This window comes from Fulvivirga ulvae (assembly GCF_021389975.1).
GTDB classification, from domain to species: Bacteria; Bacteroidota; Bacteroidia; order Cytophagales; family Cyclobacteriaceae; genus Fulvivirga; species Fulvivirga ulvae.
In genome coordinates this window covers 5,553,600-5,570,234 of the sequence record NZ_CP089981.1, presented here as the reverse complement: position 1 = coordinate 5,570,234, position 16,635 = coordinate 5,553,600, and the positions used below count along the sequence as shown (strand labels likewise).

Below are 16,635 nucleotides of genomic sequence, written 5' to 3'. Positions count from 1 at the left end.
CGGTTTTGCAATTCGAACGAAAGTTACTCTATCACTAACTTTTTAGTGACTTTGTTATTTTCATGTGCCAGTTGGAGAATATACAACCCGGGCTGTATGTCGTCAGTTAAGTTCCATTGCAATGCAATTTTTCCTTTCACGCCGCCTATATCAAAGTCTTTCACCTTTTGGCCAAACATATTATACACCGACAGCATTGTATTCTCATCTCTTACCGTTACTACCAAATTAATACTGCCTTTGCCTGGGTTAGGGTAAATATTGTCTATTGATAGTGATTCAGAGACACTGTTCAGCGCTGTGCCTTCATCACCTGTAATGGCAATGCTTGTTAAAACAGTTTTTGCAAATGAACCTCCGTTGACATTCACCACAATATCATAGATACCTGCTGACAGTTTATCGCTTACTTCAGCGATAAACTGTCCTTTATGCTTTTTAAAAGATACTATTATGGGATTATCTTCAGTTTGTTTCAATTGAAGATCTGTTGTACGGAGCATGGTGCCAGTAACTGTTGCTTCTCCATCATACTTCTTGTTTTTCTGAAAGAGCGTCAGCCCCAGTCGAATGGTCTCACCACTTTGATAAACCAACTTACTGTCGGAGAGGCCTGTAGTCAAATGGGCTTCAACACCGCCTTCAGTACCGATCAAGGCAATAAATGCTTGATCTGATTCGATCCGGTAATCATATTGCCCGGCAGGTTCAACCTCATAAACCGTCTGCCATGTATTGTCCGCCAGGCGCTCCGATACAAGCTGTTTTGATCGGATAATATCACCGGTTGCGCTTTTGACCGTATGCTTCATACCCTTGCCTAGTATTAAAACAGTAGCCTTTTCTGCATTATCTTCGATGGCAAAGGGGGTTTTACCGGCACCACCGGTAACAACCTGCATATTACTGGAAATAATAGCATTTGGATTGTATTTATCAGGAGTGGCGTAGGTTTGGCCTGCCTCGTTGAGGTTAGCCTTTATATGAGGCCATGCTTTGCTCCCCCTGGTTATTTCATAATGGTCCAGATTGGTTTCATCCGGGCCGGTGTAGTAGGGGATAAATCCCAGAAGATACTCCTTTCTTTGTCCGCCAAAAAGTTCAGTACCACCGGGTCTTCGGCTGCCAGAGTAAGGTACTACACCATCATTTCCACCAGAGGCTTTGCTGCCACCGGCAAGGTAAAGATAGCCTTGAGGAATGATGAGCCTGTTGAGTGGACCGTTGCCCCATGCGCCCAAAGTAGTATAGTGAACAGTATTGTTTACGTGTTCATCCGTAAGTGAACGGAAGTAGTTCATATAACCGCGCTTCAGACAAACAGTAGCGTCATTGTTTTGCATGAAAATAATATTAACCAGCGTTAGCAAAACGCTGTTGGCCAGCTCGGCAATACCGGTTCCAAAATGTGGGGCACTTAATGTAAATACCTGAGAAACCTTGGTATTGGCATCCGAATGTACCAGGGCAGCATCAATATCTACAGCACCTTTACTCCAGCCAACCAATACAATGTTGTCACTTCCATAGTGTGAAATGATCTGATCCAGCATATTGGCAAACATGTTTCCGTTGGTCCACATGTGTCGGTTAGGTGTTAATGATACAAAAGCAGAACGATAACCATCCTGATATACATCCTGGTACATGTTGTCATTACCTTTAAACCACACGCCGGCGTTGGTAGCGTAACCATGGACAAAGACCATAACGGGCTTGTTCAGTGCATTGGGTGGTATCTTTCCATAATAGATGGTATTGACATCATCACCTTCCCATAAGTCGATGCCTACAGGAATAAGCTGCACACCTTCATCAGCATCCGGATGGCCCAGGTTTATCTCACGAGCGGTACCATAATCTTCAATGTCGGGATAGTCAAACTGTGCATGCAGATGCTGAAACAAAAATAAGAATGCAAGGAATAGTAAATTGAATTGGATTTTCATAAGGGTTAGGGTTTAGGTAGGGCTTTATTTTGCCTGGTATGCATGCATACCATTAATCTTAATTTACAAATTTTCCATCCTTAATCAATGAGGATTTAGTGCACAGAGCGGGCAAAACTGGCATTTGTAATATATTGTTAAAATCTCAGGCTCATCCTGTATTAAAAAATGATATTTTAATGTTGAAAAATGTGTATTTGATAATACTTTTGTGACACGTTGGTTTTTCTCGGTAAAAAATGAAGCACTCCTTTTTTTTAGCTTTTCTTGTTCTATTTGTATTTACCTCAGCACTGGCCCAGTTTGAAGAAAGCTATATCCCGATGGATTCCCTTTCCGGAGAACAGTATGTATTGATCAGTGCTATTGAGGCGGATATTGCAACACTGAAAAAGAATGCTCCCAGGCAGGTACGGTCTGAGATGAAGGATATCTACGACAGCCGGGCTGAATCATTGATATCACTGATTAAATCCGGCCGTTTTCTGAATGATAAAGAATTGAACGCTATTATTCGGGATATTTATAAAGAAATAAAAATAACTAATCCACATGAGGGTTATCCGGTAAGGTTACTGGTATCAAGGTCGCCGGCAGTTAACGCTCAGTGCTGGGGTGAGGGTACTATGATAATTAACCTGGGCCTCTTAGGCAGGGTATCTTCCCGGGATGAGCTGGCTTTTGTAATGGCCCACGAAATGGCTCACCAGCTCCTGGACCATGCTAACCTGAGGATCAGGGCTTCAATGGAACGGTTGAATGATAAAAATTTAAAAACAGCCGTGGAAGAGTCGGGTAAGCTGGAAGTGTTGAGGAACCTCACCTATGAAGGTTACAGGTACTCCAGGCAATATGAAAAGCAGGCAGACTCGCTTGCCGTTGAACTGCTCAGAAACACCAAGTATAACTGGAAGATTTATGATGGCGTACTCTCTATCCTCGATTCATCGGCTTATCCTGAGTATCGTAACAAACCTGATATCAGGAAATTTTTCAACTTCACGCAATTCCCGTTCAACGACTCTTGGCTTTCCAAACCTAAGAGTGCATTTGGTAAAAGCAGTGGCGACAGCTTTATATTTAACCCCGATTCTGTTCAGTCGCATCCGGATATAGCTTTAAGGATACAATACCTGGATTCATTGTTCAAGGGTGAAGCCAGGACTACGTCGTACAAACTGGCTGAAAGCTTGCAACAGCGGGTTGACATGGAGATACCATACAGCGCTTTTATGCTCGAAGATTATGGACGGGCCATGTTTTATACCTTGCAGATGCTAGAAAAGTATCCTGACAATAAGTTTCTAAAGTCTCTCCTGGCGCAGCTTTTCCTAAATCTTTATACAGCCAGAAAAGAACATACTTTTAGCCGCTATGTCTCTGTATCTAAATATCAGCCCTATCTGATGGAAGAGGTGTACACATTTTTAAACAATCTTCGGCTCTCAGAGATAGGGTACATTGCTTTCAATTATATCAACAGAGATAGTTTTTTTGACAAGGAGGATAAAGTCCATTATCAGATGCTCTGGAAAATCAGTCATGAAATGGAAATCGAAGATGTATGTGACAAAGTAGAGGCAGCTTACACTGATAAGTTTCCACATGCGACCAAATTGTCGGCGAATTAACACCAATGAATTTTTTATTACAATCTATATTTTAACAACTTATAATGAGAAAATTAGTATTTTTTTTCTGCATGCTGATGGCAGCGGCAGCAGTTAATTTTGATGTAAATGCCCAGGGCAGAAAGTTTGACGATATCCTGAGCATCAGATTGAGAAGCTCCGGTACTATAGTAGAAAACAATGAAGTCAGGGGTTACTTCATGTTTTATAATGTGGATAAAGGAGCCAAAGGCAAAAACATTTACTTGCTGAGGATTCTTGACGAAAACCTTGATGATTTCAAAACCACAACCATTGAGGAAAGCAAATATGTGACCCTGCTGGAGAGTGTTTACAATGGCGAGGCTATTATGCTTAAATTCATTGATTTTAAAGGTAAGCGACTGATTTTCATGAGTTATGATAAGAATGCAGAGTTGATCAGTAAAACGGAAAGAGAAGCTGACAAGATAGAGCTGGCCTACTACAACAATGTGATTAGTACCAACCAGGAGGCCAATTTCCTTGCAGATATTACCGGTAAAGGTTTTGCTGATTATGCCATGATCAACTCTGGTAAAGGGTATGCCATCAATTTTATATCTTCAGAAAAAGGCGGTAAGAACTGGAACAAGGTCTCTACCAATACCAAGACTTATGAGAGTGCTGCTTATCTCTGTAATTCAGAGGACCTGATCTTTAATCTTGTAGCAAAGCGTCCGGGGCGCATGAGCACTAAAGTTGAATTTGCAGTTAATGCTTATGACATAGAGACTGGAGTTAAGGCGTTCGAAACTGACTTTAAATCTGAAAAATATAGCGCACAACCTTTAAATGCGTATTACAATAAAGAATCAGGGCTGGTAAACATCATTGGTATATATTATGAGCCGGATGTAAAAACTATCAAAGACAATGGCCTTGGTCTTTTCAACTACAGAATAGATCGCCAGGGCAATATTGTAAGTGAAAAATACCTGAGCTGGGCACAGGATTTCAGAAAGTTTGTAACAGTGGATAATGACGGCCGGGTAAGCAATGACAAAAAAAACGGGTTTATTTTCTTCCACGATATTATTCAAAACCCTGACGGATCAATCATTGCAGTGGGTGAGCAATACAAAAAGGCTGCTGATGCAGCAGGCATAGCCATGCGGGCGATGGGTGGCGCAGCCAGTACAGTGAAAATGGTTATCAATGATATGATCATATTCCACTTTAATAAAGACTTTGGTATCAACACCGTGGAGTTCGTGGAGAAGACAAAAAGCGATTTTACTCTGCCTTATGGCGCTGGTTTTAACAACATCCATATGCTTAGCAATTTAGTGAAGGCCTATGGCGGCTTTGATTACTCATTTACCAGCAAGAGTACGGAAAAAGGTACTTCATCCATTGGGTATGTAGATTACGAGAAGAAGCAAGGAGCAAAGAATGAATTTGTTTTTGGAGCTATTACTTATTACAACGGCAAATTCTCAAGTGATAAAATAGCTCTGGGAAGACCTAAAGGCAGGGATTGGGTGAGGGTAATGCCCGGTAAGCCAGGATATGTGGTACTCTTTGCTTATGACAGAAAGGAAAAATCTTTAGAGGTTCGTCAGGAAAAAATCAACTACTAGCGTTTAATAATGACCTAAGGGGCAGGCCTCAAAGCATAATTGTTTTGAGGCCTCTTTATTTTTGGAAGGGGTAGAATGGTTGACCCTGCCAATCTCAGTAAGCCCTTATCCTGCTCCAAAATAGATGGTTTAAAACTTTTATAGTCTTTTGCACATTACATAGTAAAAAGGGATGCCAACGGATAAATATGAATTTCAACTTAAAAGGAGGTGCCTTGCTTATCGGGTCATTATATTGGCAGGACGATCTTGTTTTAGGTTCCGGTGATCAAATAAGAAAGTGCTGGAGGCAGAGCAGGTTAAAATTACATGAAGCAGTTAATGTGAGGGTACCAATCCGGTACGGACGGTTTTCATTGCACAACACCTACACTATGATCTTCGATAAGCGGGTGAAGCCCGGTGTGGCCAAAGCTGTACCTTTCAGCAATGCCAACATGGCTGATTTTGGGGAGATCAGGGAGGAAGTAACTGCCATATCCAGAGCAGAAGGACAGTTCGATGAAGGTTTTATCAAAAGTGAAAGGGCCTGGTGTGTTTGTACTGTTCTGTTAAATCCGGCCATAGACAAGTCAGCCAGAACTCATATTTTGGAACAATGGCAAAATGAATTGCAGATGAACGAACCAGGGTACCGGTATTTTAGCAATAATACGGAAAGGTATAGCGTACACAGCACTGGCGAACTTGATGCACCCTGGCCTGAAGAGGCAGCAGCTTTTGACTTTTTAATAGCCACGGCTACCAAGGAAAAGAAGCGAGAAGGAGTAAGTGAGGTAACAGCCGAGGAAATAGCCAGGCATGTCAGTAACCGGCCTTATTTTCACCCTAACCTGGAGCATGGGATAAGCACATATCAGGATGAGGGGATCAAAAGGTTTCTTTGAAGTGCTCTAGCCATCTTATTGATGAGGTCGTGATTCGGGAATGTGCTTTTGCAAGTATAAAGAAACTTCATTGGCCTGTTCTACGATCATCAGATGCCCGCCACCCCGGATCACTTTATAGTTTATTCCTTTTTTCATTTTCAATAGCCTGTCGCGGTCGCCATGGATGCGTATAAGGTTTGTGGGAACTTCCCTGTTCTGCCAGTTAACGATCTGTTTTATGGACCACTTTAGGAAATGCCCGGAGGTTTCCCTGATAATTAACTTTAAAAGGTCCCTGCCATGGGGTGATTGCAGACCAAAAAGGTAATTCGCGAGAAAGTAGGGGGGCTTTAGCATGCCTGCCGGCAACAGATCAACAATAGCAGTTTTGCCAACAACTTTGAATAAAAGGGGAAGTTCCCGACGGCAGGCGGCGGAGCTAATAATAATAGTCTTTTCCGGCTTTACCAATTTATTCATCTCCACTGCGACCATACCTCCAAAAGAGACACCCAGAAGAATAAAAGGCTGCTTTTGATCTATCTGTGCAATGAGTCGTTTAACATATTCTTGTAAAGATTCTTCCTTTTCCGGAGCAATCCATTTTACCGGTACTACAGGTAATGATAAATACTTAAACACTCTTTCATCTGCTCCCAGTCCGGGGATAGCATATATGACCATTTCCTTAGTTTCAGGTCCTGTAAACATGGGCTTAATAGCCGTATTCTTTTAAATCTTCAATATAAAGCCTTGCTTGCACTTTCCAGTCTTCTCTGAGGGTTTCCCATGGTGTGTAGGAGAGGTGATGCTCAAAGTTCAGTACATCACTATTCGGGGGGTAAAACCCTGACAGTCCAATGTATTTTTCATCTTTGGCGTAGTCATACCAAAACGAGAATACATAAACCTTTGAATTTTCCACCATAATATGTCCCAGTAGCTCGATCTCGTCCGGCATTTCGTCTTCATAGGTCATAAACTCGTAAAAGCATATTTTGGCAAACTCATGCTGGCTTCTGTATTTCTTCGGAATTTTATTGGTTTTGCCTGCTTTTACAAGGCTTTCCATAATGGCGTACCGTGTATCCATAGAGGTTAGTAACTCCGAAAGCAGCTTTTCATCTACCTCAATGTCATTGAATATTCTGGCCGTTACAGCACGTGTCCGCATCCAGCCGGTAATTTCACTTGCCAAAAGTTGCCCGGTAAATTTCGCCGTGAAATCTTTATTTTCAATGCTATTGGCTAATCTCAGGTATTGAGTGATCTGGGGGTCATAGTGGTAGCTATAATCAGTTGTATCTGCCTTTACTGTACTTATAAAAGTGGAGAGATCTTCAAAAGAATACCGGGTAAGTTCCTTCAGGTAGCCTTTAACAAATGCTGTTTCCCTGGGATTATCCGACTCTGCCATTTGGGAGGCGATGGACAATATATTAGAGCGATATTCTTCGTTATCCATTAAATCAAGCAGCTTGTCAAAGTGTTGGCGTGCAAGATCCAGTGAATCCGTAAAAGTCCTGAATACAGCCCAGTCTTTTTTACCTAACTGATCCGGAGTATGGTTGATGAACAGCTCCAGAAACATTTCCAAACCTGCATCGTCAGGAAATTTGATGGCACTTGACAGTATGTGAGCCTTTATAATATCGTTTGTGGTTTTGTTTTCATAGAGCTTCTTTAAAACCTTTAGTGATACGGGATCTCCGATATCAGCCAGCTCCTCTATCAGTTTACAGCGGGCACCGCCTTCAATATTGTCATCAGCATATGTGGTATTCAGCCCCTCATAGATCAGCGGCAGATCTTCCCGGGCAAACTCGTAATAGTTAAATGCTCCTATGGATGCCTGGTAAACTGTGTTGTCTGAGGAGCCCAGCCCTTTTATAATTTTATCTGCCTTTGAGGCATACAAATCAAAATTACTCAGTTTTTTTGGTCTTGTGTAAGAGCCGAAAAAGGTATTGGAAGCATTGTTGAAAAGAGCCTCTTCAGCAACATATGCAGCCATATAGAAGAGTTTTTTATCATCCAGCCAAAAGCGGTAGCGCGTTTTCTGATGATTATACTTATTGATAGCTACCACCTCCTTGCCCGGAGCTCCGTTTAAGACCACATCTTTTGAACTTACAAGTGAATCCGTCCATCCGAGTATGTTGTCATCAATAATGCTGGTATAGAAACTATCTAAATGTGTAACTTTAAAAAAATCCTTTAACTCACTGAATTCCAATGAGTAAACGCCTCCTGTCTTAGCATCTTTAAGGGTGTATGTGGTGGTGTTTGCAGTATACCATGTGTGGTCAACAGCCGAGTCGATGGAGACTTGACGTTGCGGAAATATTTTAAGTCTGAAATTTTCCCCGTCAGGGGTATGCTCCTCCAGTTCTTCATCTTCAAAAGGTATGAAGGAGAACGAGTCGAGAAAATTATTTTGTGGCAGGTGTCGTTCGTTTTCATTCAGGTTTTGATGCAACACTTTATACACCCTGTTACCCCTGATATATACCCGGCATATGGTATAATACTTATCCGCGAGCATAATTTCGTACTCCCTGCCCTCCACACCCTGGAGCCAGATGGTGTCAGGTTCGGTCAGTAGCTTACCCACTGTGTTATACTCTTCGACCAAAGACTTGAAAACCTCTTGTTTATCATCAAGGTAATATCCGAGTGGATAATCATTATACGCCACCATATAGTTTGACATGTTTCTGATATCGGTGGAGATGACCAGGTCAAGTTTTGTATCATTCTCCTCATAAGTTCTTTGTGTCTCTTTGGGAGGGATAGGGAAGAGTGCTTCAAAGGCAGCATGTTTATTGCTATAGGCTTGCCACTCCACTGGTTTAAGCCCGGAAGGTTCAAAAGTTCTCAGAGAGCTGAAAAAATAGTCAACATAGATCCGGTCAGGTTCGGTGTCTTTTCTGTTTACATACTGGCAATAGACGATATTATTTTTAATAGTAATGTGAAGAATCATGTGTTCTGAATCGCTGGCACCAACAACTTCTATGGCTGACATACCATTTTTGGTGATCTCTTTTTTTTCAGATACTTTAAAGCTGCTTTTCTCTTTAAACCCTTCCACCATTTTATCTACAATTTCCTCCCGGTTTGCAGTTTTGCTGGCACCGCGAAGATCGATAGTCATTACAAAAAAGCCAGTTTCTGAGATCAGGTCCGGATACATCATCATGTTTAGCCCAGGGAAAATATCAGCAGGAATGGGTGTCCCCGGCATTTTCAGTGCATAGCCTAGATCCTTATCCTTATAATCAAACCACTCCATTTTCAGGGGGTCTATTTTGTACTGATCAGCCACGCCGGTGAATGTTGCATCTACTTTACTTACGGTATAGCCTTCTTTTCTAAGCATGTGGATAACTCCATTTTCACCAGGGAGGTGGGCACATCCTACAGCCGCAAAGGTGGGGGATTGGTGCATCAGCCTTTTCATGCTGTTGGTCATTACCTGGTTTCTACGGACCATGATAGAGTCCATTATGCCATAGCGCTCCACCATTCTTTGTATTTCTTCAATATTGCCCCGGCTGTATACATCTGTCATGTAATCGAGGCTGCGACGGTAGTCATCGGTATTTGATTCGAGCACCTCAATAAGTTCTTTTTTTTGATCTTCCTTTGATGCTCCAAAGAATATATTCGTCTGGTCTTCGACTTTTTCGAGCCCAAATACCTCTTTTTGAAGTGTCTTGGCAATGCCATAGAGATAGGCATCTACAAAGGTTTGTTTGTCGTCGGGCCGGGAGGTGGAAGGGGTGAGTAATGCACGGATCAGTATCGGGTTCTTTATATTAAGCTTATCAAGATCAAAGCCCTTCTCTTCCTTAAAACGCTCATTGAGCTTTTCATATTCATTATCGTCAAAGAGGTGTTTAAAGGTTTGATCATCTTCAAAGTATTTATTAAACACATTATTGAGCATCGAATCAGGCTGAAGTTCCAGGGCGAAATAATCTGTTTTTTCAATTGCATATAACACTGAGTCGCTGAAATTAAAGGCCCGCGCATCTTTAACATGCATGGTGCCGAAAAGGTAGGAGGGTGCTTTAAGGCCGTTGCCATCTATTCGCCAGAGTAGGCTGTAATATTTCTCGTGTTGGGCATGGGTTTGACTAAAGCAGAATGCACTTACAAGCAGAAAAAGAAATCTGAAAGTATTAGAGATCATCAAAAAAGATATTTTAGCAATTAAAAAATATAGCTTTAAAACAAAGCTATTGGAAATCTAATTTCAATCAATATAACAAAAATGGGAGGTACAATTGCTGAAGTGTACCAAAAAAATAACCTCCTGCCAATTTTGTAGGGTCAGGAGGTTAAAACCAAAGCAAACAATGTTGATTTGTTATCTCATTTCATCATTCCAGATTCCTATGCTACCTGCATGGTTGCAGAGTTTTGTAAATCCCATATCAGGTACGGCACAACACGCCTGACCTCTGAGGAGTACGCATGTCCAACACTATGGTATTTTTCATCCATCAGATTCAGGAGCTCAATGGCTCCTATGTTTGTATTTTGACGTTTTATGTCCTGATCCTAACATGTTTTTACAGTTTCACTCAATCTTACCCGTGACTTTTCACACGGTTATTTGAAATTATTGATAGCTTCACTCAGGTCATAAACTTGGGTGCTGAGTGCATTGGAAAGTATACTTGCCCCGGCTGCCGATCTGTAGCCTCCTGCACAGTGTACTACCACGGGTTTATTGCCGTTTATTTCTCCGGCACGCTCCCTTAGTTCAGATAAAGGAATATTGACTGCACTTTCAAAATATTTTCCTTCGGAAACTTCTGATGTATTTCTGATATCCACAATGGTATATTTATCAGGATTTTGTCTGAAATCCTCAATATTCAGAGGTTCGTCGCTTATCAGTTTTCTATGGGCAAGCAGGGCTGCTCCCTTTATATTAGTTTCATACGCGATCTTTGCAGCACGTCTTATGGCAGATTCCAGCTCCTCATTTGTATCGCCCACCATGTAAAATTTTTCATTGGGGTCTATAATTGAACCCAGCCACGTTTCAAATTTATCCTGCTCACTGCCGTCAGGAATGTTAATTGCCCCTTTAAGGTGGCCTGCTTTAAACTTTTCCTGACCTCTCACATCCACGATGATCACTCCTTCGTTTAACGTGTCATTTGCAGACAGGTGAGGTACCTTATTCAGGCTTTCTTCCAGTGGTTCTAGCCCTTTCCGGTTAAGCTCTACTTCATAGGGGAAGTATTTGGGGATAAAGGACTGGCCTTCCAGGTAGCTGTCAATGAAATGCTCCTTTTCTTTTAGTTTAAACGCCCAGTTCTCCTTTTTCTCACGTCCAATTGTACTGTAGAGGTCGTCACTCATGTTTTTGCCACAAAGTGATCCTGCTCCGTGAGCGGGGTAGACCACCACATCTTCCTCAAGCTCGCTAAAAACAGCGTTGAGTGTATCATACATCATGCCGGCAAGCTCTTTTTTGCTCACCTTAATGTTGCCTGCACCTTCCCGTAAATCTGGCCGCCCCACATCGCCTACAAACAGAGAGTCACCGGTAAATACAGCGCTTTCTTTACCTTTTTCGTCTATAAGCAGGTATGAGTTATGATCCGGTGAATGCCCTGGGGTGAAAAGGGCTTTTATGGTCACCTTTCCAACCCTCACCTCATCGTTATGTTCCATGGGTTGGTGGTTGTATGCCACGCCTACCTTAGGGTTTACATAGATATCTGCACCGTGTTTTTTCTGAAATTCCAGGTGACTGCTGGCAAAATCAGCATGAGGATGAGTTTCAAAAACGGCTACTATTTTACCTCCGCGCTCTTTGGCAAAATCAAGGTATGGCTGAGGGTCGCGACCAGGATCAACCAATGCAACCTGCCCGTTACTTTCAATGGCGTAAGAGCCATGTGCTAATGCCTTATCATATATTTGTTTAACTTCCATCGCTGTTTCGTTAATAATTTGATGAATACTTTATTTAATACAAAGCTAATGCGTTTTAAAAGGCCTCTTGGTAACAAATGTTACATGAAACACCTCAAAAAAGCAGCTCTTTTACGATCATAAATGCTCCCATAACCAGCACAAACCATCCAAACCCCCTTTTTAGCTTTTGCCCATCAATGGAGTGGGCCAAGTATGATCCTAAAAATATACCAGCTATGGCCACCAGGGAGAATATGGCCAGAAATGCCCAGTTAATCGGAGCATCTGCCTGTACATCTCCTACAAAGCCTATGAGAGATTTTACTGCTATAATTAGCAGTGACGTGCCCACGGCCATTTTCATAGGTAATTTGGCGAATATTACCAATGCCGGGATGATCAGAAAGCCACCGCCCGCACCAACCAGTCCTGTAAGTGTGCCCACCACAATACCTTCAATGATGATCATGGGATAGTTGAATTTTTGTTCGCCTTTATCCGTATGCCCATGCTGTATTTTCTCCTTCCTGATCATGGATACAGAAGCAAACACCATCAGAAAGGCAAACAGAAGAAGTATGCCGGTGTCTTTGGTCAGGGTAAAACTTCCTGAAGTGAACCATACTTCGGGCAATGCTGGCACCAGAAGCAATCGTGTAAGGTAGACTGCTGCAAATGCCGGAATGGTAAACACTATGCCGGTTTTATAGCTTACCAGACCCTTTCTGGCATAATTAATTCCACCGATCAGGGCACTGAAGCCCACTATAAAAAGCGAGTATGCCGTGGCCAATATGGGTTCTACACCCATCAGGTACACAAGCACGGGTACGGTGAGTATAGAGCCTCCACCTCCGATAAGTCCAAGGGAAATGCCTATGGCTGCAGCTCCAAAATATCCTGCTATTTCAGTTATTGTCATTCCTTTTTTGTTTAACGACGTTTTTAATTCCTGAGCAAATGTATAAGGCAAAAAAAGGAGTGAGCGTAACAATTGTTACAAAGGATAAAAACATATTATTGCAACTCAGATTTAGCATGAAGTGTTTCGGGAAAAAGTAAGGTCACAAATAAGTTTGCCGGTACCTTCATTTTGTCTTGCAGAGAAACCTTGGGTGGGTAATGTAAACCAATGATTCCATTGCTGGGAAACGTTTGGTTTTATTCCAGGAAAATGGTTACTTCCCTGCACTTTTGTTATCAAGTCTTGACTTGTAGAGTTTCTGGATGCCGCCTATAATTTTACACAGAAGCAGATTCTATTGAGAAGGCAGTAAAATGAAACCGCCCTGCTTTATAATAGAGCGGGGCGGGTTTTTTGTACTAATTATGGAGGTCTACAACATGGTTTCAGGCTGACGATAAGAAGTGAGTTTTATACATGATTTCCCTATCTCATTAATTCCGCCGCGCACATTGATAATTTGATCAAAACCTCTTGATTTAAGTATTGATGCAGCGATAACTGAGCGGTAGCCGCCCTGGCAATGCAGGTAGTAAGGCGCTTTTCTATCGATCTTTTCCATGTTTCTGTTAATAAAATCCAGTGGAAAGCTGATGGCACCTTCTATATGCTGCGATGCGTATTCGCTTTGTTTGCGCACATCCAGCACACTCAGTTGCTCAATATCATAGAGGTTTGTGAAATCATGTGGTCCGATCTCGTCAAGGGTGTCAATATCTTTGTCAGAATTTTTCCAGACCTCAAAGCCGCCATTCAAATACCCAAGCGTATTATCATATCCCACCCGGGAAAGCCTGGTGATCACTTCTTCCTCACGTCCCTTATCAGCTATAAAAACTATCGGCTGCCTGAGGTCGGTGACCAGTGCCCCGACCCATGGAGCAAACTTATCCTCTATACCTATCCAAATAGACCCGGGAATGAAGCCTTTAACGAACTCTTCTTTTTTTCTTGTATCGAGTATCAGGGCGTTCTCCCTTTCCACCTTGTTTTCAAAGGTCCGGATATCCAGTCCTACGGTTCCCTGTAACAGTACCTTGTCAAAGCTTTCATATCCCATTTTGTTCATTACTGCATTTTTAGGGAAATACTGAGGTGGTTCCGCCAGTCCGGTGGTTACCTCTTTGATAAATTCATCCCGGGTCATGTCTGCCCTCAGTGCATAATTGAAGCGTTTCTGGTTGCCTAAAGTATCCGTAGTTTCGGCGCTCATATTTTTGCCACAGGCCGAGCCGGCGCCATGACCGGGATAAACAACTATATCATCAGCCAGGGGCATGATCTTTTGGCGCAACGAATCATACAGGTGGCCTGCAAGGTCTTCTCTTGTTAAATTTGTTTTTACAGCAAGATCCGGACGTCCTACATCACCTATAAACAGCGTGTCTCCCGTAAAAATGGCCTTTTCTGTACCCTGTTCATCAATCAACAGGTAGGTTGCAGACTCCATGGTATGCCCGGGAGTGTGTAGTACCTTAATTTTGATATTTCCAAGTGGCAGAACTTCTCCGTCGGCAGCTATGTGGGCTTCAAAGTTTGGCTGTGCAGTCGGCCCATAGACTATGCTGGCCCCGGTCTTCTTTGCGAGATCGAGATGTCCTGATACAAAGTCTGCATGGAAGTGGGTTTCCAGCACATACCTAATCCTGGCTCCGTTTTCTTCTGATTTTTCAATGTACGGAGCCACCTCTCTCAATGGGTCAACAATGGTCACCTCACCCTGAGATTCGATATAATAAGCCGCCTCAGCCAGGCAGCCGGTATAAATTTGTTCTACTTTCATAATAAATGTACTTTGATTAACGATAGCATAAATTTCGCCGGCTGAAGGATGAAACAGTGTAACTTATGTTACTAACAAAACTGACTTTTGTCATGATATGCCCGGGAGACCTTTGCGCCTGTTAGTGAGGCAGCTTATTTCGTAGTAAGCCATAAGTATATGTACCCAGTAGTGCTGCTGCAATCACTACGAGGATTACACTTACGCCATTTCCCAATAAAATGAACATAGGACCGGGGCAGGCACCCGTCATGGCCCAGCCTAATCCGAATATGATACCGCCGTATAAATATCTGGAAACACTCCGTTGTTTCGGGTAGATCTGTATAGGATTACCATCAACAGAATTAAGCTTAAAGCGTCGTATAAGCTGTACGAATACAATACCCAAAGCTATAGCGGAACCTATTATGCCATACATGTGGAAGCTTTGAAATCTGAACATTTCATAAATTCTATACCAGGAGATCACCTCTGCCTTGGCCAGAGTGATCCCGAAAATGATCCCAATGATCAGGTATCTCAATATTTTCATTGTTAAAAAGTGTTTTTAGATGGTGAGTAAAAAAGGTAGTACAAGATAGGTAACGAGTAAGCCTCCTATAAAGAAGCCTATTACAGCAATCAGGGAGGGCAGCTGTAGATCGCTGAGCCCGCTGATGGCATGTCCGGAGGTGCAGCCACCTGCATACCGTGTGCCGAAACCTATAAGAAAGCCCCCTGCAACCAGCATAATAAAACCTCTAACGGTGGCGAGTGACTGCCATGAAAAGAGGTTTTCAGGTACCAGTGATTTACCCGGGTCTTCTATACCCAGCTGTTGAAGGTCGGCGATAGTTTGCGACGAAATGTTTACTCCCCCAGATGGTGTAAGGAAAGCATGCGCTATATAGCCGCCGATGATCAACCCTGCGGCAAAAACAAGGTTCCAGGCCTGTGCTCTCCAGTTAAAGTCAAAAAACTCACAATGCTTTCCTGCTCCAAGTATTGCGCACATGGAACGAAGGTTGGCGGAAAGCCCAAAATTATTCCCAAGCAACAATAAGGAGAACATAACAAGGGCTATTACAGGGCCTGCCACGTACCAGGGCCATGGCTGACTTATAAAATCTATTGCTTCTTTCATTTTACCGGTTCAGTTTTTAATTTCAACCAGCAAAAGTAAGGTACGGGTTATATGAGGTTTGTAACAAATGTTACAGAGAGTAAGAGCAACCGGCTTATCGTTACAGTATTTCTATCTTATTTCTAAACTGCTCTATTTTTCCTTCGTTTTCCAGTTGCTTCAGCAACCTTGAGATTACTACTCGCGAGGTATTTAGCTCGCGGGCAATTTGCTCATGGGTTTTGTGGATCTCAAATGAGCCTGAAGCCTGCTTTTTGTCCAGCAGATACTTGTACAGTCGCTGGTCCATCTTCATAAATACCATGCTGTCGATGGCGGTCAATAACTCGTCAAAGCGTTTCTGATAGGAGGTAAATACAAATTTTCTGAATGAAGGGTATTTCGCTATCCATGCATCAAGTGTTCCCATAGGTATCATCCATAGCAGGCAATCTTCCTCAGCAACGGCATTAAACTGGCTCTTTTTATTTTCGAGGCAGCAGGTTATTGACATGGCACAGGCTTCACCGCCCTCGAGATAGTATAGAAATATCTCGCTGCCATCCTTATCCTGCCGCATCACCTTAAGTGTACCATCAATGACCAGTGGAATTTCACTTGCTTTTGATCCTGGTGTGATTACACTGGCACCCTTCTGCACCTTTTTGAGCCTTCCGACAGTAAGTATTTCATCAATCAGGCTATTTTCAAACTCCTGATTTCGTAAAATGTTGACGATTTCTGTATTTTCATTCATAGCGGTAGCGCTGTAGAGGATTTGATGGCGCTA

At 42.5% G+C, this 16,635-nt stretch carries 12 protein-coding genes; 3 read left to right on the top strand and 9 right to left on the bottom strand.

Translation table 11 applies throughout. The features are described 5' to 3' along the window. Positions 1-23: 23 nt before the first annotated feature. Complete coding sequence (locus LVD17_RS23430) at positions 24-1,949, bottom strand: T9SS type A sorting domain-containing protein (RefSeq protein WP_233761905.1); 1,926 nt, start codon at positions 1,947-1,949, stop codon at positions 24-26. 239 nt (positions 1,950-2,188) lie between these two features. On the opposite strand from LVD17_RS23430, the gene LVD17_RS23425 reads away from it, so the two are divergent. The 3 genes from LVD17_RS23425 (at position 2,189) to LVD17_RS23415 (ending at position 6,068) form a co-directional block, all read left to right on the top strand. Then, the gene (locus LVD17_RS23425; protein WP_233761903.1) at positions 2,189-3,580 is read left to right on the top strand and encodes a M48 family metallopeptidase; all 1,392 of its coding nucleotides are present in this window, start codon (positions 2,189-2,191) and stop codon (positions 3,578-3,580) included. Positions 3,581-3,624: 44 nt separating this feature from the next. Continuing rightward, entirely contained in the window at positions 3,625-5,181 is a 1,557-nt protein-coding gene (locus LVD17_RS23420) for a DUF6770 family protein (RefSeq protein ID WP_233761901.1), read from the top strand. Positions 5,182-5,369: 188 nt separating this feature from the next. Further along, a complete protein-coding gene (locus tag LVD17_RS23415; RefSeq protein WP_233761899.1) occupies positions 5,370-6,068 on the top strand; it encodes a hypothetical protein in 699 nt (232 codons plus the stop codon). Positions 6,069-6,083: 15 nt separating this feature from the next. Here the strand turns inward: LVD17_RS23415 and LVD17_RS23410 are convergent, their stop codons facing one another. From LVD17_RS23410 to LVD17_RS23375, 8 genes are all read right to left on the bottom strand, one after another. Beyond that, entirely contained in the window at positions 6,084-6,761 is a 678-nt protein-coding gene (locus LVD17_RS23410) for an alpha/beta hydrolase (protein ID WP_233761897.1), read from the bottom strand. Positions 6,762-6,765: 4 nt separating this feature from the next. Then, a complete protein-coding gene (locus tag LVD17_RS23405; protein ID WP_233761895.1) occupies positions 6,766-10,248 on the bottom strand; it encodes a TraB/GumN family protein in 3,483 nt (1,160 codons plus the stop codon). A gap of 422 nt (positions 10,249-10,670) precedes the next feature. Then, on the bottom strand, positions 10,671-12,011 hold the full coding sequence (locus LVD17_RS23400; RefSeq protein ID WP_233761893.1) for an MBL fold metallo-hydrolase: 1,341 nt from the start codon (positions 12,009-12,011) through the stop codon (positions 10,671-10,673). Between the two features lie 94 nt (positions 12,012-12,105). Then, positions 12,106-12,915 carry a sulfite exporter TauE/SafE family protein gene (locus LVD17_RS23395; RefSeq protein ID WP_233761891.1) on the bottom strand — a complete coding sequence of 270 codons (810 nt, stop codon included), beginning with the start codon at positions 12,913-12,915 and terminating at the stop codon, positions 12,106-12,108. 415 nt (positions 12,916-13,330) lie between these two features. After that, positions 13,331-14,740 carry an MBL fold metallo-hydrolase gene (locus tag LVD17_RS23390; RefSeq protein WP_233761889.1) on the bottom strand — a complete coding sequence of 470 codons (1,410 nt, stop codon included), beginning with the start codon at positions 14,738-14,740 and terminating at the stop codon, positions 13,331-13,333. 121 nt (positions 14,741-14,861) lie between these two features. After that, on the bottom strand, positions 14,862-15,275 hold the full coding sequence (locus LVD17_RS23385; RefSeq protein ID WP_233761887.1) for a DUF6691 family protein: 414 nt from the start codon (positions 15,273-15,275) through the stop codon (positions 14,862-14,864). A gap of 15 nt (positions 15,276-15,290) precedes the next feature. Further along, the gene (locus LVD17_RS23380) at positions 15,291-15,866 is read right to left on the bottom strand and encodes a YeeE/YedE family protein (protein WP_233761884.1); all 576 of its coding nucleotides are present in this window, start codon (positions 15,864-15,866) and stop codon (positions 15,291-15,293) included. A 100-nt stretch (positions 15,867-15,966) separates the two neighbouring features. Then, a complete protein-coding gene (locus tag LVD17_RS23375; RefSeq protein ID WP_233761882.1) occupies positions 15,967-16,602 on the bottom strand; it encodes a Crp/Fnr family transcriptional regulator in 636 nt (211 codons plus the stop codon). Positions 16,603-16,635: the final 33 nt, after the last annotated feature.

What these genes read in the sequence shown, in the direction of transcription:
- LVD17_RS23430 (WP_233761905.1), bottom strand. Translation starts at nt 1,949, where the DNA reads ATGAAAATCCAATTCAATTTACTATTCCTTGCATTCTTATTTTTGTTT.
- LVD17_RS23425 (WP_233761903.1), top strand. Translation starts at nt 2,189, where the DNA reads ATGAAGCACTCCTTTTTTTTAGCTTTTCTTGTTCTATTTGTATTTACC.
- LVD17_RS23420 (WP_233761901.1), top strand. Translation starts at nt 3,625, where the DNA reads ATGAGAAAATTAGTATTTTTTTTCTGCATGCTGATGGCAGCGGCAGCA.
- LVD17_RS23415 (WP_233761899.1), top strand. Translation starts at nt 5,370, where the DNA reads ATGAATTTCAACTTAAAAGGAGGTGCCTTGCTTATCGGGTCATTATAT.
- LVD17_RS23410 (WP_233761897.1), bottom strand. Translation starts at nt 6,761, where the DNA reads ATGTTTACAGGACCTGAAACTAAGGAAATGGTCATATATGCTATCCCC.
- LVD17_RS23405 (WP_233761895.1), bottom strand. Translation starts at nt 10,248, where the DNA reads ATGATCTCTAATACTTTCAGATTTCTTTTTCTGCTTGTAAGTGCATTC.
- LVD17_RS23400 (WP_233761893.1), bottom strand. Translation starts at nt 12,011, where the DNA reads ATGGAAGTTAAACAAATATATGATAAGGCATTAGCACATGGCTCTTAC.
- LVD17_RS23395 (WP_233761891.1), bottom strand. Translation starts at nt 12,915, where the DNA reads ATGACAATAACTGAAATAGCAGGATATTTTGGAGCTGCAGCCATAGGC.
- LVD17_RS23390 (WP_233761889.1), bottom strand. Translation starts at nt 14,740, where the DNA reads ATGAAAGTAGAACAAATTTATACCGGCTGCCTGGCTGAGGCGGCTTAT.
- LVD17_RS23385 (WP_233761887.1), bottom strand. Translation starts at nt 15,275, where the DNA reads ATGAAAATATTGAGATACCTGATCATTGGGATCATTTTCGGGATCACT.
- LVD17_RS23380 (WP_233761884.1), bottom strand. Translation starts at nt 15,866, where the DNA reads ATGAAAGAAGCAATAGATTTTATAAGTCAGCCATGGCCCTGGTACGTG.
- LVD17_RS23375 (WP_233761882.1), bottom strand. Translation starts at nt 16,602, where the DNA reads ATGAATGAAAATACAGAAATCGTCAACATTTTACGAAATCAGGAGTTT.